Genomic DNA, 23249 nt, shown 5'->3' with positions numbered 1-23249 from the left:
CTTAACTCACGACTATTGGTAAAGTTGGTGATAAGTACACGTAACTACCTCAAGGTGTATCTATGTCCGAGTTCCTGGCCACTCTGCTGGCCCGCGCAGCCCTGATGTTCCTTGAGGGCTTGATCACTCAGGTCGTTCAGGCCGTCGTCAGTTCCCTGGTCAGGCCCTCCGCGCAGCCCGCGTGACCTGCTCTCCCTCATCGCTGCGTCCCCGGCCAGGCTCACCCGCCCCCTTGACCAGCCGTCCATGCGGACCTGGGTGATGGAGTCGAAGTAGAACGCGGAGGCGGCGTCCATCGCGTCGAGGAGCCTCGGCACCTCCCAGCCCGCGCCCGCGAACGCCTCCCGTACCAGTGCCTTCTGCCGGGGGATGTCGCGGTGGTGGTAGTCGTGTGCCCGGTCCCGGCGGAAGATGAGCACCGCCCGCGCCTCGTCCAGGTGGGCCGCCGTGTAGTAGGCGGCCGTCCGGCCGGGGGCGGTGTACGCGCGAGCCTCGCCGTCCGGGCCGTCGTGGGCGGGCATGGCGAAGACCGCGAGGTACGCGCCGATGAACTCGGTGATCCGGGACTCCTCCCCGAAGGCCAGCCGGCGCACGTTCGAGTGCAGTCCGTCGGCGCCGATCACCAGGTCGAACCTGCGCGGCGGGCCCGTCTGGAAGGTGACGCCGATCCCGGCCCCGTCCTCGTCCAGTGCGGTGACCGAGTCGCCGAAGAGGTACTCCACCCGGTCCCGGCCCGCCTCATGGAAGATCTCGCTGAGGTCGTCGCGCGGGCTACTTCGACATCATCCATCGGCACCGCGCGGTCACCCTGATCGTGGTGCGTGAACTGTTCACCCTGGCCCACCTGGATCTCGCCGAGCGCCTGTTCGACTGGCGGCGGCGGCTCACCGTGCTGCTCCTCGGCCCGGAGCCCGACCTGGCCGCCCGGGTCCGCGGCGTCGTGGCCATCGGCGGGCTGTCGGACTGCACGGTGGCCTTTCCCGAGTCCCTCGCCGACGAGCTCGGCCCGATGGCGGTGGCCGCCGCGCTGGCCGCCCTCGAAGGCGCCCCGGCCTGACCACGCCCCAGGTCACGCCGTGGGTCACTCCTGCGCGCGCGGGAACTCCGAGCACCGGAACGAGCCGAACCGCTGGGCCTCGCCCCGCCGGATGACCACGGTGACCGCGTCGGGGTCGATGTTCGCCCGCGCGGCGAGCGCGTTCGCGGCGGTGCAGGTGAGCTGGCCGAGCCACAGCGGGGGCACCCGTGGCTCGGGCGACGGCCGCGGCCGGGCGACGGGGGGGACGGCCAGCGAGATGCGCACCCGCGCCGCGTCGGCGGTGACCTGGTCCGGCGTGCCCTCCTCCGGCGAGAGGTCGGTGCTCAGGCCCTGCCGCCGCTCGGCCGTGCTGGGCCCGTCCACCAGCAGGTTCAGCGTCTCCTTCAGCGAGGGCAACGGGCCGGGCCTGCTCACGGCCCGCAGCCGCGCGCCGGACACGAAGTAGAGCCGCACGCTGGGCTGGAAACCCACGGCGGGCTCGCCCCCGTCGATCACCCCGGTCGGCCCGATCGCGCACCCGGCCACCGTCGCGGCCACCGCCAGCAGGCACGCCGTCACCCCGCGGACGTTCATCCGGCCTCCCCACGGGCCGGCGAACCGCCCGGTACGGGGGCCGCGCGGCGGGGGAGGGTGAGGGTGAACAGCGCGCCGCCGCCGGGCGGGTTGGCCACGTCGATCGAACCGCCGTGCAGGCGCGCGTTCTCCAGGGCGATGGCCAGGCCGAGCCCGCTCCCGTCGGACCGCGTCCTGGCCGCGTCGGCCTTGGCGAAACGGTCGAAGACGTGCGGCAGGACGGCCGGGTCCACCCCGTCGCCCGCGTCCCCGACCTCGATGACCACGTGGTCCTGGCCGGTCGCGCGCAGCCGTACGGTGACCGGGGGCGCGCCGTGCCGGAGGGCGTTCCCGGCGAGGTTGGCCATGATCACGTCGAACCGGCGCGGGTCCATCCGGATCCGCACGCCGTGCGGCAGGTCCTGCGTGATCCGGGCGGTCCAGCCGCGGGTGCGCAGGCAGGCGCGGATCGCCTCCGCCACGTCGACGTCGTCCAGGATCAGCCGCGCCGCCCCGGCGTCGAACCGGGAGATCTCCATGAGGTCCTCGACGAGCCGGACCAGTCTGCCCACCTCCAGGCTCAGCAGCCGGGCGGCCTGCGCCAGGTCCCCTTCGAGGCGGCCGGCCTCCTCCTCGAACAGGTCCGCCATGGCCAGGATGGACGCCAGCGGGGTACGCAGCTCGTGGGACACGTCGGCGACGAACCGGCGGGCCCTGACCTCCATGTCGCGCAGCTCGGACACGTTGGCCTCCAGGGCGGCCGCGGTGGCGTTGAAGGTCCGCACCAGCCGGGCCAGCTCGTCGCCGCCGCTCACCTTCAGCCGGGTGTCCAGCTCGCCCGCCCCGAGCCTGCGGGCCGCCCGGTCGAGGTCGCGCACCGGCCGCAGCACGCCCCCGGCCGCCAGCAGGGCGAACAGCACGGCCAGCGCCACCACCGGGAGCACCCCGTTCGGCGCGGCGGCGACCAGCGCGTCCTCGTCGGCGGACTCCCTGGCCAGCGGCGTCACGAGATAGACCTCCACCCCCGACGGGGTCCGCTGCCGGCCCAGCAGCACCGGCGTGCCCACGACGAGATAGGGCACACCGGCCGAGACGACCCGCTGGTAGACGAGCCGGTGCCGGGCGGCGACGCCGCGGCGCAGCGCGGAGGTGATCGGGCCGGTGCCGTCCCCGGAGGCGACCAGGCCGGAGTCCTCGTACACGGCGGCGCCGGTCGCCGCCAGGAACGCGGGCGCGACGCCGTTGGCGAGCCGCTGCAGGGCCGCGCGGTCGGGCGGGTGCTGCATGTTCTCGGTGAGGGTGGTGACGCGCAGCCGGAACTCGTTGACCACCGACCACTCGGTCCGCTCCAGCATGAGGTCACGCGCCTGCCGGTAGACCAGCCCGGCCGCGGTCAGCGCGCTGAGCCCGGCGAGCAGCACGAAGACCACGACCAGCCGGGCACGCAGCCCGCGCGCCCCCGACGGAAGCCGTGGCCGCCACCTCCCCGGTGCCCCGGAGCTCATGGCGAGCCCCTCACAGCCGGCCCCGCCCGGCGGACCCACAGCGGACCTCGCCCAGCGGGCCTTTCGCAGCGGGCCTTTCGCAGTGGGTCTTTCACAGGGGACCGAACCGGTACCCGAACCCGCGCGCGGTCTGGACGTACCGCGGCTTCGACGGCACGTCCTCGATCTTCGTGCGCAGCCGCTGCACGCACGCGTCCACCAGCCGGGAGTCGCCGAGGAAGTCGAGGTCCCACACCGACTCCAGAAGCTGCTGACGGCTGAACACCTGACCGGCCGCCGCCGACAGTTCCAGCAGCAGCCGCAGCTCCAGCGGCGGCAGCACGATCGGCACGCCGCCCTTGGCCACGGTGAGCGAACCGCGGTCGATCACCAGGTCCCCGTGCACCTCCCGGCCGCCCGCCGCCGTGCCCTGCCCGCCGCGCCGCAGCACCGCCCGGATCCGCGCCTCCAGCACGCGCGGCCGTACCGGCTTGACCACGTAGTCGTCGGCACCCGCCTCCAGGCCGCTGACGACGTCCAGGTCGTCGCCGCGGGCCGTGAGCATGACGATCGGCGTGGGGCCGCCGGCCCTGATCCGGCGGCACACCTCGAAGCCGTCCAGGCCGGGGAGCATGAGGTCGAGCACGACGATGTCCGCAGGTACGGCGTGCAGCCGCCGCAGCCCCTCCTCGCCGGTGCCGGCGACGTCGACCTCGTGGCCGTGCCGGCCGAGCGAGAGGCGCAACCCCTCCCGCACAGACGGGTCGTCCTCGATCAGCATCACTCTGGCCACCGTCCAAGTATCCGCCGTGGTCAGCGCGTCGCCGGACGATGAGGTCATTCATTACACGCTCATGACATTTCGGTCATGGGCGGCGGACATCGCTCTGCCAGCATCGTGGCCGCTTCCCATCGACGATCCCTGACCCGGGTTCGCACCGCCGCCACCATGGCGGGCCACCCTAGGAGGATGTATGCGATTCGCCCGTAACGCCCTGGCCGCGGCCGGCCTCACCGCGGCCCTGCTGACCGTCGCCGCCCCGGCCTTCGCCGACGCCGCGTCGGCACATGTCGCCACCGCGGCCCTGGCGCGCACGAACCCCAGCCCCGCGCCCGCCTCGCCCTCGCCCTCCGGTCCGGCTTCGGACTCCGTCGCCACCCCCGCTCCGGCGCCCGCCGAGGACGCTCCCGACCGGTCCGCGCCCCGCCGCCCGGTACCCGCCGGGGCCCCGGAGACCGGTGGCGGCCCGGCCGGCAGCACGCTGGTGCCGGTCGGCGGAGTCCTCCTCGCCGCGGGGGCCGGGGCGGGTCTGCTGGCACTGCGCCGCCGTACGCCCGGCCGGATCTGACCGTGCCGGGGGCGGGAGACGACGCCGGCCGGCCGCCGCGCCCGGAGGAGGCGGCGCCGGGCGGGTCCGGCGCCCTCCGGCCGGCGGCGGCGGGAGGTCGCCGGGCGCTCGGCGTGGCGGCCGTCGCCGTCAGCGTGGCGGGTGCCGTGCTGATGGGGCGTGGTCTCCTGCCCGCGGCAGGACCTCCTGCTCCGCCGCCCGCGCAGGCACAGGCGGCCGGTTCCGCGCCCGCGCGAGCGGGGGACGGGGCTTCCGCCGCGGGGGCGGGGGATTCCGGGCAGGGGCCGGGGGACGGTCCTGCGACGTCCGGTGACCGTTTCCCGGATGCGGACGGGCTTGCCGTGGCGGAGCCTCGGTGGCTCGACGTGCCGGGGATCGGGGTGCATGTCGGGCTTTCCCGGCTCGGGCTCAACGGTGACGGGACCGTGGAGGTGCCGCCGGTGGACCGGCCCGGGGAGGCAGGGTGGTACGCACGGGGGTACCGGCCCGGGGAGCGTGGCGGGGCGGTGATCCTCGGGCACGTGGACGGCGGGGGGCGTAAAGGGGTGTTCTACGACCTCGGGCGGGTGCGCCGGGGCGACGACATCTCCGTCACCCGTGCGGACGGCTCGGTCGCCGTCTTCGTGGTCCAGTCGGTGGAACAGGTCCCCAAGAGCGGCTTCCCCTCCCAGCGGGTGTACGGCCCGCTCGGCTACCCGGGCCTGCGCCTGGTGACCTGCGGCGGCGGCTTCGACCGGCGAACCGGCCACTACACGGCCAACGTCATCGTCTACGCGCGTCTCACCTGACCGGCCCTCCGCACCCGCCGCCCTCCGCACCGGCCCTCCGCGCCCGGCCGCCGGGTCGGATGGGGCGCGGGCGGGCAGCATCAGAGGATGGAATCCTTGCTCACGGCCGCCTGGGAACTGCTGTCCGTGCCGTCCACCGCCGACCGTCCCGCCGAACTGCGCCGCGCGCTCGACCTCGTGCTCGGCTTCGTCGGGCCGGGGTTCGCGGTCGAGCGGTTCGAGTCGGGGGGCAAGCCGAGCGCCCTGCTCTACGCGGGGGCGGGAGCCGTACGGCCGCGCTTCCGGGTCGTGCTCAACGCGCACCTCGACGTCGTGCCGGCCCCGCCGGAGCAGTTCAGGCCGCGCCGCGACGGCGACCGGCTCTACGCCAGGGGCGCCCAGGACATGAAGGTGTCCGCGCTGGTGCAGGCGCTGGTGTTCCGCGAGCTGGCGGCCGGCCTGCCGTACCCGATCGCGTTGCAGCTCGTCACCGACGAGGAGCTGGGCGGGCGGGACGGGACGCTGCACCAGCTCGGCCAGGGGGTGCGCGCGGAGTTCGCGATCATGGGGGAGCACAGCGGGCTGCGCGTGGTGACCGACTCCAAGGGCGTCGTGACGGCCGGGCTGCGGGCCGCCGGCCGGGGCGCGCACAGCGCGTACCCGTGGCTCGGCGACAACGCCCTGCTGCTGCTGAACCGCACTCTGGACGCCGTGCTGGCCGCCTACCCGCCGCCGGCCGAGGAGGTGTGGCGCACCACGGTGAACGTGGCGCGGATCGAGACCCCCAACCTGGCGCGCAACCAGGTGCCCGCGCTGGCCGAGGCGTGGCTGGACATCCGGTACCCGGCGGGCGACGCCGACTTCGACGGCAGGACCGCCCAGGAGATCGTCACCCGCCTGGCGTCCTTCTGCGTGCCCGGCGTCGTCCCCTTCGTGGACCACGTGGACCCGCCGCACCACGCCGATCCCGGCTCGCCGGGCGTGACCGGGCTCATGCGGGCGGCACGCGGCCAGGGGTTCGACGGCGGCCTGCTGCGCAAGCACGGCTCGGCCGACGCGCGCTTCTACTACCAGCGGGGCGTCGACGCCGTGATCTTCGGCATCGGCGGCGACGGCCAGCACGGCCCGGACGAGTACGCCGACCTCACCACGGTCGCGCCCTACTACCGGGCGCTGAAGGAGTTCCTGCGGAACCTGGCCCGGTGAGTCTCTGGCAGCATGAGGGCGGAACGGGCGATTCCGGATGGAGGCTGACGCGGATGGTCACGGCCGACGACGTGCGCCGGGTGGCGCTCCCCCTGCCGCGCACCGAGGAGCACCTGATCAGGGAGCACGTCAAGTTCCGGGTGGGCCGGATCGTCTACGTCGCGATCTCACCCGACGAGACGTGGATGGGCTTCGCCTTCCCCAAGGAGGAGCGAGACGCCCTGGTGGCCGCCGAGCCCGCGAAGTTCAGCCTGCCGCGCCCTTCGGACCTGCGGTTCAACTGGGTGCACGCCGACCTTTCCGCCCTCGGCGAGGAGGAGATGCGGGAGCTGGTCGTGGAGGCGTGGCGGATGGTGGTGCCCAGGCGGGTGGCCGCCGCCGTCCCGTAGCCGTCCGGTCACGTGTGTCCGGGCGTTCTCAGCCGGTGGGCGACCGGCCGGCGACCAGCGCGTCCCCGAGGTCCGTGCGCTGGTAGAGGACGCGCCGTCCGGCGCGGGCCGCCTCCACCAGCCCCGCGTCGCGCAGCGCGGCCAGGTGGCCGGACGCCGTGCCGAGGCCCAGGCCGAGCAGCTCGGCGAGCTGCGTGGTGGTCGCCGGCACCGCCAGCTCCAGCAGGACCCGGCTGCGGGTCCGCCCGATCAGCCGCCCCAGCCCGTGCGGCGTCGCCACAGCCGCCGCCGTGCCCCTGGCCGGATAACTGATCGCGTACGGCCACGCGTGCTCCAGGTAGGAGCCCACGCCCGTCTGGAAGACGGTCGGCACGAAGAGCAGGCCGCGCCCGCCCAGCCGGTGCGTCACGTCGGGTCCGGCGGCCCGCACCACGATCACCCCGTCCGGCCGCCAGCGCACCTTGGGCCGCAGGTCGTCCAGCGCCGCCGCCCACCCGTAGGTGGCCAGCCGGCCCGCCCGGTGGATCACGTCCCGCTCCAGGACGGCCCGGAACCGCGGCCAGAACGGCGCCACGGTCTCGTCCCACAGCGCCTGGTAGGCGTCCGCGACCAGGTCCACCACGTCCGGCGCGAAGAGCACGTCCATGACGTGGCCCGGCATGCGCGGCATGCCCTCCAGGTTCCTGGCCAGTTCCTCGTGCGCCCGCGCGGCCGGGGTGGCCCGCACGACCGCGATCTCGTCGGCGAAGGGCACCTGCACGCCGCTCGGGGGAGGCGCGACGAAGTCGGCGTTGTACCGTCCCTGCCGGAGCAGCCCGGTCAGCGCGGCCAGCGCGGGCCGTTCCGCCGCCAGCCGCCGGTACGGTCCGCGCATCCGCTCCGCCCAGCTCCGCCACACGCCGGGCGCCCGCACGCCGGACAGCACCCAGTGCGCGTGGTGCGTGACGATCAGCGGGGAGACGGCGAACCTGCTCGCGATGACGTCCCGCGGGCTGACCTCGATCAGATAGGACATCGGACCGAACCTTTCGGATATTTCCGAAAGATTAGTCCGGGCGGGACGGCCGCCGACAGCATCCCCTCCCATGGAACAGGCAGCCACCTACCGCGAGGTCTTCGGCAACGGCGAGTTCAGAGTGCTCTTCGGCAGCTTCGTCCTCCAGGTGGCCGGGGACACGGTCAAGAACCTGGCGCTGTCGGTGCTGGTCTACGAGCGCAGCGGGTCGCCCGGCCTGGCCGCGCTGGCGTACATGCTCGGGTTCCTGCCCTACATTCTGGGCGGCACCTTCCTGCTGTCGCTGGCCGACCGGGTGCGCCCGCGGACGCTGATGGCCGCCGGTCAGGCGCTGCTGGTGGCGGTCTGCCTGGTGCTCGCGTACGCCGGGCTGCCGGTCTGGGCGATGCTGCTCGTGGTGTTCGGCACCGGGCTGTTCTCGCCGCTCTTCGCCGCCGCGCGCAACGCCGTGCTGCCCGAGCTGCTGCCCGGGGACGCGTTCGTGCTGGCCAGGTCGCTGATGGTGATGGCCGCCGGCGGGGCGCAGATCGGCGGCCTCGCCACCGGGGGCGCGCTCCTCGCGGTCACCGGCGCGACCGGCGGGCTGACCGTCACCGCGGGGCTGTCCGCGGTGGCGCTGCTCCTGGTGCGGTTCGGCCTGCCCGACCGGGCCGCCCGCACCTCCGCGTCGACCCCCGGCGGGGCCTCCGGTAGCGCCTCCGGCGGGGCTTCCGGCGGGCGCGGCGCGGTGCGCGAGACGCTGCGGGTCAACCGGGTGCTGATGGCCGACCGGCGGGTGCGCGGGCTGATGCTGGTCCAGTGGCTGCCGGTGGCGTTCGTGGCCGGTGCGGAGGCGGTGTTCGTGCCCTACCTGTCCGGGCCGGCCGCCGCCGGATCCGGCGCGGCCGGGATCGCGCTGGCCGCCGCGGCGGCCGGCATGGCCGCGGGCAACTTCGCCGTCGGCCGGCTCGTCACCCCCGCCGGCCGGGAACGGCTGGCGCTGCCGCTGGCCGTGTGGAGCGGCGTGCCGCTGCTCGCCTTCGTCCTGCGCCCCGGTCTCGCCGCGACCGTCGTACTGGCCGCCCTCGCCACGCTCGGCACCGCCTACCTGCTCGGCGTCCAGCGGCCCTTCCTCGACGCGGTGCCCGAACCGGTGCGCGGCCAGGCGTACGGGCTGGCCGCCGCCGGGCAGATGACCGCCCAGGGGCTCGGCGCCGCGCTGGCCGGCGGGCTCGCCGAGCTGGTGCCCGCCCACCTGGCCGTCGCCGCCGCCGGACTCGGCGCCGTTCTCGCCTCCCTCTGCCTCGCCGCCCACCTGCGCCCCCGGCCCGTCGCGGCCGCCCCCGGCGGGGAAATAGCCTGAGCGGCATGGTCAACACCCGCCTGTACCGCAACGGCGTTCTGCGAGCCGAGGGGTTCCCGATCGCAGACGTATCGGAGCACATCGGCGACCCGGAGACGGTCGTCTGGTTCGACCTGTGCTACCCCGACGAGGAGAACCTCCGGGTGATCAGCGAGGAGCTCGGCCTGCACGAGCTGGCCGTGGAGGACGTGCTGGCCGACCACCAGCGCCCCAAGCTGGACACCTACGACAGCCACCTGTTCCTCACCGTGTACGGCGTGCGGCTCGCGGAAGGCGCCCTCGACCTCACCGAGATCTCGATCTTCGTGACCAAGAACGCCCTGGTCACCGTGCGGGAGAACGAGAACTTCGGCATCGAGCAGGTGGTCGGGCGGTGGGACGCGAACAAGGAGATGGCGAGGTTCGGGGTGTCGTTCCTGCTGCACGGCGTGCTCGACGCCGTGGTGGACGGCCACTTCGAGGTGGTGGGCAGGCTCGACGACGAGATCGAGAAGCTGGAGGACAAGCTGTTCGACGAGTCCTCCGACCGGCGCGAGCTGCAACTGAGCACCTTCGCCGTACGCAAGAACATGGTCACCTTCCGCAAGGTGACGCTGCCGATGCGCGAGGTCGTCAACAGCCTGTTCAAACGCGACCTGGGCGTCATCCAGCCCGTCATGGTGCCCTACTACCAGGACGTGTACGACCACGTGCTGCGGGTCGCCGAGTGGACCGACTCCCTGCGCGAGCTGGTCGGCAACATCCGCGAGACGCACCTCACGCTGCAGGGCTACCGGCTCAACGACATCATGAAGCGGGTCACGAGCTGGGCGGCCATCATCGCCGTGCCCACCCTGATCACCGGCTTCTACGGCCAGAACGTGCCCTACCCCGGCGCCGAGCGCCCGCTCGGCTTCTGGACCTCCACCCTGCTCATCCTGTGCGGCACCTTCCTGCTCTACAAGATCTTCAAACGGCGGGACTGGCTGTAGCTCACACGTCCATGAGCCAGTTGTGCAGCGCTAGACCGCCGTCCACCGGGATGTTCGCGCCCGTCACGTAGCCCGACCAGGCGTCGTCGAGGAGCGTCAGCGCGATCCTGGCCACGTCGTCCGGCTCGCCGAAACGCCCGGCCGGGATCAGCTTCGCCGCCTCCTGCTCGGGGATCCGCTCCTCGCCCGGCCCGGCCGTCTCGACCCAGCCCGGCGACACGGCGTTCACCCGGATCCGGTGCGGCGCCAGCTCGTACGCCATCTCCTTGACAAGCATCGCCACCCCCGCCTTGGCCACGCTGTACGACGGATGCAGCCGGACGTGGTGGTCGTGCAGCGACGAGACGAACAGCACCGAGCCGGGCAGCCCCGCCGCGATCAGCGCCTCGACCAGGCGCTTGGTGAGGAACGCCGGACTGTGCAGGTTGGCCCGGAACGACCGGACGAGCTGCTCGTCGTCCCGCTCCTGGAGGAACGTGCGCCGGTGGTTCACCCCGACGTTGTTCGCGATCAGCTCGATCGGCCCGTGCGCGTCGAGGAGCCGTACGGCGAGCGCGGTGGGATCGGCGGCGGACAGGTCGGCGGTGACCAACACGAAATTTGCGTGTGACACGCTCGGGAAATCTCGGTCGACGGTGCTGTATGCGGCCATCTAGAAGTGGCTCTGGCACAAAGATCGTGACGCCGTTACGACGTGTGATCGTGGTCGCGATTCCGTAACTGGCTGCGCATGAGGGCGGCCGCGTCGTGAAGATCAGGTTCGACCAAGAATTCGATCATCACGAGCGGCCGTGAGGGCTATTGTGCTGCACTTCCAAGCGGGCGGCGAGAGCCCCCGCTTTGATCTTCTTTCCTTCTCGTTTCCCCACCTGGCGGAAGTACAGGTAGAGAGGGTGACGAAGGGCCGCAACGGCCTGCTGATCAGCGCACGCACGAAGAACACCGAGGCCGAGTGTGGCGCCTGTGGCACGCTCAGTCAGCGGATCCACAGCAGATACCGTCGCCATCTGCGCGATGTGGCCTGCGGCGAGGTGCCCGTGACCATCGAGCTGGAGGTACGGCGGTGGTTCTGCGGCAATCTTGACTGCCCGGTCCGTACCTTCACCGAGCAGGTACCCGAGCTGGCCCGCAGATACGCCCGGCGGACTTCGTCGCTGCGTCGGCTGCTGGAACACATCGCATTGGCCCTGGCCGGTCGCGCTGGAGCGCGCTTGGCCGCCCGGCTGGGCATCACCGTGTCCCGGTCCCTGCTGATCAGACTGATCCGGGCGCTGCCCGACCCCGAGGTCGGCCCGGTCACCGTCTTGGGGGTGGACGAATTCGCCAAACGGCGAGGCCAGTCCTACGCCACGATTCTCATCGACATGGCCACCCACCGGCCCGTCGATGTCCTGGACGACCGCACCGCCGAGGTCTTCGCCGCCTGGCTGGGTGAACATCCCGGCACCCAGGTGATCTGCCGCGACAGGGCCGGCAGCTTCGCCGAAGGCGCCCGCGACGGCGCGCCAGAGGCGATCCAGGTCGCTGACAGGTGGCACTTGTGGCACAACCTGTGCACCGCGGTCGAATCCACAGTCCGCCCCCATCGCGCCGACCTGGCCGAGCCCCCACCCGAGACGTCACCCGCCGATGAAGACTCCGAGGTCGACACAGCTCCCGACGTGCCAGAATCGCGGACCGCGATCCGCACCCGAGAACGCCACGCCACGATCCACGCTCTCCTGGCGGAAGGCAGGACGCACACCCAGATCTGCATCGTTCCGGAAACAAGATCACGCGAAGGTCCACTTATACGCCACTCCCATGGACGTCACCCCGGCGACCCGCTGATCCCCGTCGCGGCGTACTTGAGCGCAATCCTCGAGCGATCGCTTGCCAGAACCGAACGCGGTCCGTAGGCCAGGCGATAGTCGGCCGTCGCGGCGATGGATCTGGCCGCGATACAACTGGACAGCTTGTTGCTTCTTCCCCAAGCCCATTCGCCAACACCTCCAAAAACAGAGTGTTCCGAGCAACGGTTGTATCCGCCCATAGCTCCATCGTCAATTCCTGCGCTGCTTCTCCCGCAACAATCTCGAAGCAATGAGACGGTCCTCCAAAAATGGATCTCTAGCCCCGGCTCCTAAACCTGGTGTCCGATTCCACTTACTTATCTTCTCGGCCAGGGCGGCTAGCCGTTCGTCGTCAGGTCTTACGTCAATCTGGAAATGACTCTCCTTGGGGACCCTCTCATCTCCACCCCAACGTACAACCCCTTCGCATTCTGCAAGAATGTCACGAATGACAACAAGCTCATGAGGAAAGAAGCTCCCCGAGACACCGGTTGGGTAACTATTGGGACGAATTGCGATAGCGGTTCCCGAGCTATGGTTGCTCTCGTATTGCTGTACAAACTTCCCAGAGGGCAAATAACCAACTACTTCCTCAGACGCCTCCGGCTTTAAGTGATCGACCTCGTAATGAAAGCGACGGGCCACATGTAGCAGGATCACGGCGGCAGGCCCCCCTGCTACGGATACTGCAAGATCACTGCCCTCGATCTTGTGCTCGTCCAGCTTGTCGACTATTGGCCAACCGTTGGCACTTCTTTTCGGAGCCTCCGAGGAGTCGCTCCTCGTAGCGGCCCGAGCCTCGCTATTCACATCGTTACCCAGAAGTGTGGTCACTCCTGCAAGAGTCAATCCACAAGCCAGAAGATGACGACGTGATAATCCCGAGTGAGAGCTTAGCATGAGACCTCATCTGCCTATTGGATCGGCGTGTTTATCTGCAAGTCAGTCCACCCTGCTGCGGCTCGACAATGTGAGCTGTATTGCGCCAATTACCGCAACAACCACGAAAATAGCCACTATGGGGTTAACGTACACGGGAACCAGATCGGTTGTCGTGCCGTCAATCCGATGACACAGGTGCCTAAGTGGAATCCACGTCCAGGACGTCGCTGGAAACGTGAGCGGCTTATCGTTGCAATATTCACTGGTGGGCCGCAAATCTAGTAAGTGGGAAACCATAAACCCGTGGAGATAGGTAGCGCCAGCAATGAATAGCGGTAATCCTATACGGACAAAGACCTTCACACGCTAAATCTTACCTTCCGCCCGGAGTTTCCGCAGGCGAAATTCCTCTTCCGCAACCTTGGCCTCCAGTGTATCCACGAAGCCATTTACGAATTCATCCAGTTCCGCAGTCGGCAATGCGGAGGGAAGTAGAGTAGGCCAGCCGCCAGTACTATTAATGAGATATATCCGCCCCGCCGCTATTATTGGGAGGTTGTTATCGGTAAGCGCAAGGTTAGCAACGACCCTGCCCGTCGTCACCGTCTCGAAGCGATCAGCAAAGAAGTGTCCAAAACGAGATAAATACCCGTTATTTTGATAGTACACATCCATGGCTTCAACGATATGCGTGCCCGCCCTGAGCATCTTTGCGAGATTATGTCCATCTGCATCTTCGATCAGATCTCGTAGTTTGAACGTACCGGCATCACTTACCTTCGCCAACTTTTCCATGCAGTAGGTATGGCCAGATGGGTAGGCATCGACGTCACGGCGCCATTCGCCGTAAAAGGTCATCAAGTCACCGGCCCAGCCAGTCACATCACCAGCACTGATTACAGATAGTGGGTGAGCAGGAGGACTTGAGACGTACAAGCCGTTGCATGTAGCCCCAAGATGGGCGACATTGAGATCGATGCCATAAAATGGATCACGAACATGCCGGATCATCACTATCCCTGCATTCTTTACATGCCGAACGAACCCCTCATCGACTCCCCCAATTAGTTGCTGCCATTCAAAGTTATTATATTCCTCATGTCGTAAGAACTCCACTACCAATTGACTAGGCGACCTGTTACTACTATAGCTTAGGGCCAAGCCGTAGATACGTTCGATGTAGGCAATGAAGGCATTTAGAGAGCTACTGGGATTATTCACCGACGAGACGCCGTAGTCCGTTCCCGCCTTATGGATGTTCTTATCAATCTCAATCGCGCCACCACCGGCCCCGACTCTAATAGTTTGAATCTGATTGAAGGACCAATTCTCGGGTAGCGGAAAACCCATATTACCCGAGAACCCGGTGGACATGCCAGAGACAAAAGACCAGCGGGAATATGTAAATTTGGTAACCTCGATGCATACGTTTCTAGATCCGTAAACACCATGTACATATCTCTTGCCCTGACTGAGCAGGCCGGCAACAACACCCCTGAAGTAAGGAATTATGTGAGACTCGATCTCTAATTGCGTTGCATCATAATCGACAGCAAAGTAGATAACCGTGCCAGCATCGAAACCATAGCGGACTGCGGCGGCATGCGCGCCGAGTGCATCTGCGTAGCCTTGAGTGTAAGTAAAGTAGCCGACCTCCCCGCCATAGTACTGTGAGATGGGGAATACTGATAGCCCGTTTCGAAAAATCGTGTCCAGCTCGCCCGGTTGAATCTGCTTATTCAGTGGCGTACTGCTTGACCGCTCATCCAAATATCGGCCTACGATCTTATATTCAGCAGCTCTAAGTGCTGCAGCGCGAGCATCAGTGACCGTGGTGATGCAGTCAGCAGCAGTACCTGGACGATTAGGGTCTCCGGTTGACACTAAAGCTTGGCACCATGTGGCGAAATCTACATTGCCCGTGACGGGCAGTTCAGAGAAAGACTGAAATGCGCTGACATAACCGCTGAGAGCAGAGTTGAAAGCAGTACTAAACGAGGCCTCTTCGTACTTGTAACCGTCACTGCCAAGGAACTTGGCTTTGCCATTAAACACAGCGGCCGCGCTGAAGAGTTGCACCCAGATACCTGAAGATCCGGTAGAAAGTGGATGGCTTCTCAAGCCAGCTTGCGTTCCAGGACCGAATACACCGGTGGCCTGGTCGTCGGTCATGCCTAGTTCGAACTGGATCGCTAGATAAAGGGCCTTCTGTACATCGCGAGAAAAGATCCCATCAGAAGGAATAATAAAGAAACTGGTCCGATTCGTATAGCGGCCGTTGAGCCACTGTTGGACGGATCGAACCTTTTCCGAACCTCCCGTAACAAGCGTATACGCATCCATGGTAAGAATAGCCTTGAAAATCTTCGGTTGCACATAGCCGTTGGGTCCTAACCCCATATTTGCTTTGAGTGTTTGAACCGAAGTTATCGTTTGAGGATCATAGTTGCCGTCCTGCAACCCTCCCCAGTAGCCTTTACAGAACAGTCCATGCTGGAGAATCTTCACAATGTTTGTGCGTGTAGACCCAGGGCCGATATCACCCAGGGCGCTGAGTCTAGAGAGGGTGGTGGGCCCAAAGTTATCCGAGATAGCAGTGATACCCAGCTCAATCTGTAAAGCGCGAGTTAGAGAGTACATCGTCCTCCAACCGCTTATACCATCCTCGGAACACCTGCTATAGCCGGGAATTGCACCATATGTAGCATTGACCCACACCTGCGCCGCGCGAACTTTCTCGTCCATATCCCTGACCCTTAATTATATTGAACTTAGAGAGTATTAAGTCCTTTGTTAACTCGCGAGGATGGGTGCATGCTTCAAAGCATTCCTAAATACTCCTTCCGTGAAGTCGTATACAACACAACCCGAAGGCGCTTAGGTGATTTCTCGTCCTCACCCACTTCGAGCACAACTACCTACCGGCAATTCGCTGAGATCACGTCAGTGTTGCTTATCAGGCCGCTCATAATATCTTCACTCATCCTCGAGAATTTGAAAAATGTGCAGAGTTATGTCCCGGCGGGGTTCGAGAGGATATCACTAGAGTGGCTATGTAGTAATAGCTACCGACTCCTGCGGCGGTCTGATGCTTTTTTCATGCAATACTCACTCATGTCAGGAGCTGATCAACCTCGGTTCCAGTAGCACTGAGATTGCGGGCCGTAACGCTGATCGCTGCACAACTCCTCTGTATATAGTGAAGTGGTAATAGGATAGCCTGACGCATTTAGGAGTAATGCACCCAAAGCGTCATGATAGGGATCTCCCTGGCAGCCGGCTCTGTTGATCCAGAAATTGAAGTAGCGTTGATCGTGCCCGCTCCACTCCCATCTAAATTTCCAATGCTGGTATGACGTGTTGACCCAATCATATTGATCCGGAAACCCACACAGCCTCAGGTCGTCAGAGCGTCCTTCGTCCCGGTGCCCCAAAAACTTCCAACTATTATTGTTTTGTAGTCTATAGTATTCATCGCCAAGATAGGTATCGCTCCAAAGCTGATTGGATGAGGCGGCGTTTAGGGGATATGTTATTACGTCTGCCTGATTGGCGGTGGACGATAGCCACACTTCTAGATACCATCCGTTATACATGTTTTGCCATCGAAATGTTCCGTCCGCGCGAGAAGTGCCGGCGGCGAGAATGCTAAAACATGCGACGAGGCTTCCTATAAGTGTTATGCGCATTGATGTGGACGCCATTCTTTTGATGGCTCTCATGCTTCTTCCCCTTTGCGCAGTAAGATAATATTAGTACCCTTTGTTTGTGATTTCCCTTGCTGTATCGAGCCAGCGTTGGAAGATCAACTTTGATGCTGCGAGATCGGCCTTATGGTCGGTCACCAGTCGCTCTTCATATACGGTCCTCAATGTCTTATAGGTACCTACCAGATTCACGCCCGTCTGGCATGTTGCGTCAATAAAGGCGACGCGTCGTTCCTCCTCGCTAGCTGGCGCTTCCACCCGCGTTTTCCATCGCGGATCGTGTGGAGGAACGACTGGGCTATCGTATATAAGGCCTTGCTTGCTGATACATAATCTCCATGATGAGACGGCTTCTTGCATTCGGCTGTCTGTCATGGCGGAAGTGCGTGCTTGAAGTGCCAGCTCCCGAGGATTTACCGGCAGTTTGGCATCGTTTCCATGGATTTTGCGCGTCGATTCTGCGGTGCAACCACCTGAAGGTATTTTGTTTCCTGTCGCAGTTCTCTCACTTAGCCCGTCAAACGCCTTTCGCTCTTCTGTCGTGGCACTTCGACGAGTCGGCTCTGCCTGCTCGATCTCTTTGGCGGGTATAACAGGGGGGCGCGGATATCCCGATATTGCAACTTGTTTCGGATCCAAATACTCAAATACATCTGACTCTTGATATGCCTGGGGATGCCATGTCCGTATAACGTTGTCTGTCCAGTTGTCAAAACCAAGTGCCCGCATACAGGCAGCCGCGCCGATATCGCGCGCCTTGTCGATTGTTTTAAGGTCCTCCATGGAAGTCATGTATGGATCTAGAGGCATGGGAACCGGATCGCGGTTCGTTATGGTATTTAGTGATCCAAGTTCAGGTTCATCGGCTCTCTTGGTAACGGAGGGAGGGCTTTCCGGAGCAGAAGTCGGCAGGTTGGGATGCGGAGTGGTGGAGGGATGTGCTGGTGGTACTTCCGCCATTTCTGCCGACATGCCGGCAAATACCTGCCCATTGCCGCAACTTGTGATCGCGAAAGCGGCTGCTATCGTAAGTAGCGCAGCTTGGGCTGCCTTATCTCTCATAGTTCCTCCATTCTCTTTAGGTTTCGCGCGAGCGTGGCGCCCATAGTAGCGAATAGGCACTTTGCTGAGGATAGTTGAATCTAATACGCCTCACCAAGGACGTGCCTGTCTGATCATCACTCTTAGGTCGCTTTCTGGCAAGGGGAACTTGAGCTGACTAGTTCATCGCTACTTCCCTTCCGGGGGCAGTGATTCGCTTGCGGTGCTTCCGTAAGCTGCCTTTATTGCGGGAAGTGAACCTCGGACCACCATCTTATGTGAGCTAGGTCACATTATTTTGGCCAGCCATCTGGCCTCCTACGGGTGGACCGAAGCGAATGATCATCCCTTTATTCGCCGACATATAGGTGGGGCTCCGTGTCACGGTAGATGACATCGAGGTAGCGCTGCTGGACGCAGCCTAGATCGCTGATGTGAAATTCGGTGATCGGCTGCGGGCGTGACGAAGGGCGTCCATGGTCGGTGTGTGAAGACTGACTTGGACGCCCTTCTGACCGCACTCTATGTCTATCTGGACGATCACGTGATGCCTTCGCGGGGACGGCCTCGCGGACGGGGCCGGCCGCCGGTGCTGACCTCGGCCGAGGCGGTGGTCGTGGCGGTGGCTCAGGTACTGCTGCGTTGCGATCAGGAGCGCTACTGGCTGCGGACCGCGGCGGCCCGGATCGGTCATCTGTTCCTTAGTTCGTCATGGTGGTCGTTGATGGCAGGTGGGGCATCGGCCGGTCCAGGTGGCTAACAGCACCTGGAGCATGTGCAGGGCCTTGTAGAAGGTCAGGCCGCCCCAGCCGCTTTTGGGCTGGTCAAGCGCAATTCCTTGAGGAACAGGTGGGCGGCCGAAGCCAGGGTGACATGCCGCTGCCAGCCGATCCAGGAACGCCCACCACGCTGGACGGCGCGGTGGTGGAGAAGAAGGTGCCGCTGCCCATGCGGTGGCTGCGCGGCTTCGCCGAGGTGCAGGTCATCGCCTCTCGCTTCGACCTGCGGGCCGAGCTGCCCGGCATGTACGCCGTGCGGTTCCTGCGCGGCCTGCCCAAGCGGGCCGCGGCGGACCTCTGGCTGGCGCCCGCCGGCCGCGAGCTGCGGGTCACCGCGGGGCCTGGACCGGGCGCGGTGCCTGTCCGGCGTCGGCCGGCTGGCCACGCTGATGCCGCTGCTCCGCTTCGTCAAGTCCCTGCGGGTGTACGGCCCTGCGGCCGGCGCCGGCACGGACGCGCAGGCCGGCGCGTGGGAGGTCGAGCTGCCCGGCATGCGGTACACGCTGGTCCTCTCGCCCGGCCGCCGGCGCGGTTTCTCCGGGGAGGGCGCGGTCCTCGACGACCTGTCCACCGACGAGGCCGAGGGCGACGCCGACCTGATCGGCATGCTGCTGAACTTCGAGCCCGCCGTCGAGCTCGGCCTGCTCGCCGACCGCTCCGGCCTTCCGCTGCCCCGGGTCCGCGCCGCGCTCACCCAGCTCGGCACGGCCGGCCGCGTCGGTTACGATCTCGCCGACGCCGGCCACTTCCACCGCGAGCTGCCCTACGACCGCGAGCACGTCCAGGCGCTCAACCCGCGCCTTGTCTCGGCCCGCGCCCTGGTGGCCGCCGCGGCCGTCCGCGTCACCGGACCGGACGAGGCTGAGGTGACCACCGACGGCGGGGTGCGCCGCGTGCGGCTGGAGGCCGGCTCGTGCACCTGCCCCTGGTGGTACGACCACCGCGGCTCCCGCGGTCCGTGCAAGCACGTCCTCGCCGCCCGGATCACCGCCCGCCGGGCACATCGACCCCGCCCTCGTCGAGGACGCGGCGGTCGAGTGAGCTCCGGCATGACCGCCTGGCGGGAGGTCCGCGACCGGCCGGAGGGCGACACTGCCGCAACCTGTGGTCAGGACGTGGTGGGGGACCGGGTGCCGGGTGCCGGGAAGCGGATGCGGCGGGGGAGCGCGGCGGGCCTGGACGGGGCGAGGGGAGCTGACGGTGCGGATGGGGTGGATGGGGTGGAGGACCCTGACGGGGAGGGTGCGGCGGGCGCGGTCGGCGGGGTGGCGGGGAAGCGGATGAGGCGGCCCCGGTCGCGGGCGGAGTGGGTGGTGCCGGTGGGGCCGGAGACGTGCACGAGGACGCGGGTGCGGTCGCCGCGGAAGAGGTCCTGGGAGTACTCGAACGGCCGGCCGTGATCGTCGGACGTGGTGCGGGTGATGGCCAGCACCGGCACCCCCGGCTCCACGCCGAGCACGGCCGCCTCCTCCGCACCGGCCGAGACGGCCTCGATGCGTTCCAGGGCGTCGGCGGGGCGTACGCCGTACCGGGCGGTGAGGAGTTCGTAGACCGATCCGCCGAGGGGGAGTTCCAGCAGGCCGGGGAAGCGCAGGGCGGGGAAGCGCGCCTGTTCGAGGGAGAGCGGCACGCCGTCGGCGAACCTGATCCGCACGATCTCGGTCACCAGTTCGCCCGGCTGGATGGCGAGGGCGGCGGCGGTCGGGCCGTCGGCGGTCACGATGGTGGCCCGGATCACCCGCGAGCCGGAGGTGAACCCCTGCTCGCGCAGCAGGGCGGGCACGCCGACGACGTTGGACAGGTCGCGCTCGACCTTGGTGCCGCTGACGAAGGTGCCGCCGCCCCGGCCGGGCACCCGCCGTACGGTCCCGGCCTGTTCCAGCAGGCCGAGCGCCTGGCGCAGGGTGGTGCGGCTGACGCCCATCCGGAGCGCGAGCTCGCGCTCCGAGCCCAGCCGCTGGCCGGGCTGGAGCTCTCCGGTGGCGATCAGCCGGAAGATCTCCTGCCGGGCCGCCTCGACCGTGCTCTGGCCAACGGGCTCGCGGGGCACCTCTTCACCCTTCCTCACGTGCCGAAACGACGATCAAGTAGATCACAGGACCCCGAGCGCGTCCTGCGACTCCGGGAGGATCTGGCCCCCGTCCACGACGAGCGGATGCCCGGTGATGAAGGCGGCCTCGTCGGTGGACAGGAAGACGCACGCGTGGCCGACGTCCTCGACCGAGCCGAGGCGGCGCATCGGGATGGCGGCCCGCATGCCGTCGAGGTAATCCTCGCCCATGCCGGCGAGTCCCTCGGTCATGATGTTGCCCGGCAGCACCGCGTTGACCGTGATGCCCTTGGGGGCGAGTTCGAGCGCGGCGGTGCGCATGAAACCGAGCTGGCCCGCCTTGCTGGCGCCGTAGTGCGACCAGCCGGGGTATCCGGTGACCGGGCCGGTGATGGACGAGGTGAGGATCACCCGGCCCCGGCCGGACGCCTCCAGCGCGGGCAGGCAGGCGCGCACGCAGAGCATGGTGCCCTTGAGGTTGACGCCGAGGACGTCGTCGATGTCCGTCTCGGTCATCTCGGCCAGCCTCCGGTCGGGGAAGACGCCGGCGTTGGCGCACAGGACGTCGATGCCGCCGTGCCGTTCCATCGCGGTACGCGCGATCAGCTCGCAGTCCGCCGCGTGTGACACGTCCGCCACGACGTGCGCCACGCCGAGCTCCTTGGCCGCCGCGGCCAGCGTCTCCGCGTCCCGGCCCGCGATGAGCACCTTCGCGCCCGTCCTGGCGAAGACCCGGGCGATGCCCTTGCCGATGCCCTTGCTGCCCCCGGTGACGACGACGGAGCGCCCGGCCAGTGAAGTGAACACGTGAACTCCTTCAGAGTGATCCGCTGAGGAAGCGTTCCGCCAGTTCGCAGCTCCCGGCGGTGTAGCCGGCGCCGAGTTCCCTGGCGACGTCGGCCGCCGTGTGGGAGCCGATCCAGGCGACGAGGAGCATGCGGCGGAGCATGATGAAGGTCCAGATCTCGTCCTCGTCCGCGTGTGGCAGGTCGAGGACGCTCCGGTAGCCCTTGACCCAGGCGTCCACCATCTCCGGCACCAGGGGGTGGTGCTCGATGAAGCTGAGGGCCGCGCCGAGGTCGTAGAGGTACCAGCCGAAGCCGCAGTCGTCGAAGTCGATCACGCTGGTCCCGTCGCCGGGTTCGCCGACCAGCAGGTTGGCGAGGCGCAGGTCGGCGTGGATCAGGCCGTACCGGTCCGGCCCCCGGCCGTACCGCGCCAGCCGGCGGCGCAGCTCGGTTTCCAGGCGGGACAGTACGGCGTGCGCCTCCCGGTCCACGCCGGCGCCGTCCTGCCACCTGCCCCAGCGGGCCCGCGGGCCGAAGGCGGCGTCGAGGTCCCAGTGGAACCGGGTGAACGCGGCCGGCCGCGCCCACGCGCGGGCGTGGCGGTGCATGCGGGCGGTGAGCGCGCCGAGCGGCTCGAAGCTCTCCACCAGCCGGTCCTCGGCCGGTTCCGCGCCGGGGAGGAACTCGAACATCACGCACCGGCGCGGCTCGCCGCCGGGCCGCTCGACGGTGACCACCTTGGAGCCGTCGCGGGCGGGCAGCACGCCCGGCGTCCTGATGCCCTCCTCGGTGCGCAGCGCCTCCAGCCAGGCCAGCTCGGAGGCGATGGCCTCGGGGGAGTGGTAGCCGAGGCGGTGCACCCGCAGCACGGCGCGCGAGCCGCGGTCGGACACGGTGAAGGTCGCGTTCTCCGACACGTTGAGGAGGCTGAGCTCGGCGGCCGGGGACACGTCGTAGTGCCGCAGGGCGTGCCGGGCGGCGTCCTCGATCCGGACGAGCACGTCGTCCCCGCCGGACAGGTCATGGACCATGGTTCTCCTCAAGGTCCTGGCGGCTCCTACCGGTCACGGCCCTCGACGGATTCGAGGACCCTGACGATGGCGTCGCGGGCGGTTCGCACCGGACCCGCGCGACCGCTGATGTACAGCCGGCCGGCCGATCCGATCATCTGGACGTCGACGAGGGTGATGTCGGGGGCCGCCGCCTCCGCCTCGTTCGCGGCGACGGTGGCGAACAGCGCCGGAGTCATCTCGCAGACCAGCAGCGACTGCCCCGGCAGCACCATCGACCCCTGGCGGTTGCGGTTGATGAGCACCGCGTGCTGGTCGGTGATCTCGTCGATGACGTCAGCGTAAAGGATTCTGGGGCGGAGCCGGTCTCCCGCGGCGGCCCCGATGCCGCCGAGGATCGCCTCCCCGGCCCGCCGCACGTCGTCCAGCGCGGAGCCGTGCACCTCCAGCACGCCGAACTGCCGCTCGACGAAGAGGATGCCGGGTTCCACGGCCGGCACGGCGCGCAGGGCGAGGTCGATGACCCGCTCGATCGCGAGGCCGGGGGCGACCTCGACGATCAGCGCGTGCTGCCCCTCCTGCGGCGGGTAGCCGCGGGCCCGGGTGGGGGCTGCCATCGCCGCGGTGAACTGCCGCCGCAGGTTCTCCACCAGCAGGTAGACCCGCAGTTCGGCGGCGTACGGGGCGGCGGGCGGGTCCGGTCGCGCGGCGGCGGCGCGGGTGCGCGGGGCGGAGGCGGCGCTACTCACCGGTCGAGACGGTGAAGGCGCGGGCGAGGTCGGCGTGCGGGCGCGGGATGACGTGCACGGAGACCAGTTCGCCGACGGTGGAGGCGGTCTCCGCGCCGGCCTCGGTGGCGGCCTTGACCGCGCCGACGTCACCGACCACGGTGACCGCGACCAGGCCCGAACCGACCTGCTCGCGTCCGACGATGGTCACGTTGGCCGCCTTGACCATCGCGTCCGCCGCGGCGAGCGCCGCCACGTAGCCCTTGGTCTCGATCAGCCCGATCGCGTTGTTGGCCATGTGTCTCTCCTTTTCGAGGG

The 23249-nt window shown here is 67.4% G+C and carries 24 protein-coding genes and 2 pseudogenes; 10 read left to right on the top strand and 16 right to left on the bottom strand.

The genetic code is table 11. The features are described 5' to 3' along the window. Positions 1-44: 44 nt before the first annotated feature. On the bottom strand, positions 45-722 hold the full coding sequence (locus QSK26_RS04000) for an FAD-dependent monooxygenase (protein WP_285773576.1): 678 nt from the start codon (positions 720-722) through the stop codon (positions 45-47). 95 nt (positions 723-817) lie between these two features. On the opposite strand from QSK26_RS04000, the gene QSK26_RS03995 reads away from it, so the two are divergent. Continuing rightward, positions 818-1057 (top strand): hypothetical protein, encoded by a 240-nt coding sequence (locus QSK26_RS03995; RefSeq protein WP_285773575.1) that lies wholly within the window; start codon positions 818-820, stop codon positions 1055-1057. 24 nt (positions 1058-1081) lie between these two features. Here QSK26_RS03995 and QSK26_RS03990 read toward each other — a convergent pair whose 3' ends face one another. From QSK26_RS03990 to QSK26_RS03980, 3 genes are all read right to left on the bottom strand, one after another. Further along, entirely contained in the window at positions 1082-1612 is a 531-nt protein-coding gene (locus tag QSK26_RS03990) for a hypothetical protein (protein WP_285773574.1), read from the bottom strand. Continuing rightward, entirely contained in the window at positions 1609-3096 is a 1488-nt protein-coding gene (locus QSK26_RS03985) for an ATP-binding protein (RefSeq protein WP_285773573.1), read from the bottom strand. Before QSK26_RS03985 ends, QSK26_RS03990 begins: the two co-directional genes overlap by 4 nt. 91 nt (positions 3097-3187) lie before the next feature. Next, positions 3188-3868 (bottom strand): response regulator, encoded by a 681-nt coding sequence (locus QSK26_RS03980; protein WP_285774178.1) that lies wholly within the window; start codon positions 3866-3868, stop codon positions 3188-3190. A gap of 181 nt (positions 3869-4049) precedes the next feature. On the opposite strand from QSK26_RS03980, the gene QSK26_RS03975 reads away from it, so the two are divergent. The 4 genes from QSK26_RS03975 to QSK26_RS03960 all read left to right on the top strand — a co-directional run bounded on the left by QSK26_RS03975 (position 4050) and on the right by QSK26_RS03960 (position 6786). Further along, on the top strand, positions 4050-4424 hold the full coding sequence (locus QSK26_RS03975) for a hypothetical protein (RefSeq protein WP_285773572.1): 375 nt from the start codon (positions 4050-4052) through the stop codon (positions 4422-4424). Between the two features lie 341 nt (positions 4425-4765). Beyond that, positions 4766-5212: a class F sortase gene (locus QSK26_RS03970; RefSeq protein WP_285773571.1), complete on the top strand. Its 447-nt coding sequence runs from the start codon at positions 4766-4768 to the stop codon at positions 5210-5212. A gap of 87 nt (positions 5213-5299) precedes the next feature. Further along, positions 5300-6397: a M20 family metallopeptidase gene (locus QSK26_RS03965; RefSeq protein WP_285773570.1), complete on the top strand. Its 1098-nt coding sequence runs from the start codon at positions 5300-5302 to the stop codon at positions 6395-6397. 53 nt (positions 6398-6450) lie between these two features. Next, positions 6451-6786: an MmcQ/YjbR family DNA-binding protein gene (locus QSK26_RS03960; RefSeq protein WP_285773569.1), complete on the top strand. Its 336-nt coding sequence runs from the start codon at positions 6451-6453 to the stop codon at positions 6784-6786. 28 nt (positions 6787-6814) lie between these two features. On the opposite strand, the gene QSK26_RS03955 is transcribed toward QSK26_RS03960, so the two are convergent. After that, positions 6815-7801, bottom strand: coding sequence for a helix-turn-helix domain-containing protein (locus QSK26_RS03955; protein ID WP_285773568.1), 987 nt, complete (start codon positions 7799-7801; stop codon positions 6815-6817). A 70-nt stretch (positions 7802-7871) separates the two neighbouring features. Here QSK26_RS03955 and QSK26_RS03950 point away from each other — a divergent pair, with 70 nt between their 5' ends. Both QSK26_RS03950 and QSK26_RS03945 read left to right on the top strand, forming a co-directional pair. Next, positions 7872-9143 carry an MFS transporter gene (locus QSK26_RS03950; protein WP_285773567.1) on the top strand — a complete coding sequence of 424 codons (1272 nt, stop codon included), beginning with the start codon at positions 7872-7874 and terminating at the stop codon, positions 9141-9143. A gap of 5 nt (positions 9144-9148) precedes the next feature. Next, positions 9149-10114, top strand: a complete 966-nt coding sequence (locus QSK26_RS03945) for a magnesium transporter CorA family protein (RefSeq protein ID WP_285773566.1) — start codon at positions 9149-9151, stop codon at positions 10112-10114. A 1-nt stretch (position 10115) separates the two neighbouring features. On the opposite strand, the gene QSK26_RS03940 is transcribed toward QSK26_RS03945, so the two are convergent. Next, positions 10116-10727, bottom strand: coding sequence for an SDR family NAD(P)-dependent oxidoreductase (locus QSK26_RS03940; protein WP_285773565.1), 612 nt, complete (start codon positions 10725-10727; stop codon positions 10116-10118). 178 nt (positions 10728-10905) lie between these two features. Here QSK26_RS03940 and QSK26_RS03935 point away from each other — a divergent pair, with 178 nt between their 5' ends. Then, positions 10906-12012 carry an ISL3 family transposase gene (locus QSK26_RS03935; RefSeq protein ID WP_352244287.1) on the top strand — a complete coding sequence of 369 codons (1107 nt, stop codon included), beginning with the start codon at positions 10906-10908 and terminating at the stop codon, positions 12010-12012. Positions 12013-12156: 144 nt separating this feature from the next. Here QSK26_RS03935 and QSK26_RS03930 read toward each other — a convergent pair whose 3' ends face one another. From QSK26_RS03930 to QSK26_RS03920, 4 genes are all read right to left on the bottom strand, one after another. Continuing rightward, the gene (locus tag QSK26_RS03930) at positions 12157-12780 is read right to left on the bottom strand and encodes a M15 family metallopeptidase (RefSeq protein ID WP_285773564.1); all 624 of its coding nucleotides are present in this window, start codon (positions 12778-12780) and stop codon (positions 12157-12159) included. A 414-nt stretch (positions 12781-13194) separates the two neighbouring features. Further along, positions 13195-15336, bottom strand: a complete 2142-nt coding sequence (locus tag QSK26_RS03925) for a glycoside hydrolase domain-containing protein (protein WP_285773563.1) — start codon at positions 15334-15336, stop codon at positions 13195-13197. 620 nt (positions 15337-15956) lie between these two features. Beyond that, a complete protein-coding gene (locus tag QSK26_RS41700; protein WP_352244295.1) occupies positions 15957-16517 on the bottom strand; it encodes an RICIN domain-containing protein in 561 nt (186 codons plus the stop codon). Between the two features lie 63 nt (positions 16518-16580). After that, complete coding sequence (locus tag QSK26_RS03920; RefSeq protein WP_285773562.1) at positions 16581-17597, bottom strand: hypothetical protein; 1017 nt, start codon at positions 17595-17597, stop codon at positions 16581-16583. Between the two features lie 466 nt (positions 17598-18063). Between QSK26_RS03920 and QSK26_RS03915 the strand changes: the two are divergent. After that, positions 18064-18276, top strand: a pseudogene (locus tag QSK26_RS03915) (hypothetical protein); the annotation flags it as partial. Between the two features lie 408 nt (positions 18277-18684). Here QSK26_RS03915 and QSK26_RS03910 read toward each other — a convergent pair. After that, on the bottom strand, positions 18685-19296 hold the full coding sequence (locus QSK26_RS03910; RefSeq protein ID WP_285774197.1) for a hypothetical protein: 612 nt from the start codon (positions 19294-19296) through the stop codon (positions 18685-18687). Here QSK26_RS03910 and QSK26_RS03905 point away from each other — a divergent pair. Next, on the top strand, positions 19177-19755 hold the full coding sequence (locus QSK26_RS03905; RefSeq protein ID WP_285774176.1) for an SWIM zinc finger family protein: 579 nt from the start codon (positions 19177-19179) through the stop codon (positions 19753-19755). The two genes, QSK26_RS03910 and QSK26_RS03905, sit on opposite strands and share 120 nt — an antisense overlap. Here QSK26_RS03905 and QSK26_RS03900 read toward each other — a convergent pair. The 5 genes and pseudogenes from QSK26_RS03900 to QSK26_RS03880 all read right to left on the bottom strand — a co-directional run. Next, a pseudogene (locus QSK26_RS03900) lies at positions 19716-20405 on the bottom strand (GntR family transcriptional regulator); the annotation flags it as partial. The gene QSK26_RS03905 and the pseudogene QSK26_RS03900 sit on opposite strands and share 40 nt — an antisense overlap. A 42-nt stretch (positions 20406-20447) precedes the next feature. Beyond that, on the bottom strand, positions 20448-21212 hold the full coding sequence (gene fabG, locus QSK26_RS03895) for a 3-oxoacyl-ACP reductase FabG (protein WP_285773560.1): 765 nt from the start codon (positions 21210-21212) through the stop codon (positions 20448-20450). Positions 21213-21222: 10 nt separating this feature from the next. Beyond that, positions 21223-22224, bottom strand: coding sequence for a phosphotransferase enzyme family protein (locus QSK26_RS03890; protein WP_285773559.1), 1002 nt, complete (start codon positions 22222-22224; stop codon positions 21223-21225). 26 nt (positions 22225-22250) lie between these two features. After that, positions 22251-22952 carry a hypothetical protein gene (locus tag QSK26_RS03885; RefSeq protein ID WP_285773558.1) on the bottom strand — a complete coding sequence of 234 codons (702 nt, stop codon included), beginning with the start codon at positions 22950-22952 and terminating at the stop codon, positions 22251-22253. Continuing rightward, on the bottom strand, positions 22945-23229 hold the full coding sequence (locus QSK26_RS03880) for a BMC domain-containing protein (protein WP_285773557.1): 285 nt from the start codon (positions 23227-23229) through the stop codon (positions 22945-22947). Before QSK26_RS03880 ends, QSK26_RS03885 begins: the two co-directional genes overlap by 8 nt. Positions 23230-23249: the final 20 nt, after the last annotated feature.

This window comes from Microtetraspora sp. NBRC 13810, assembly GCF_030268685.1.
GTDB lineage: Bacteria > Actinomycetota > Actinomycetes > Streptosporangiales > Streptosporangiaceae > BSRQ01.
Note: the sequence above shows the minus strand (reverse complement) of the source record. Positions and strands in the feature narration are given on the sequence as shown.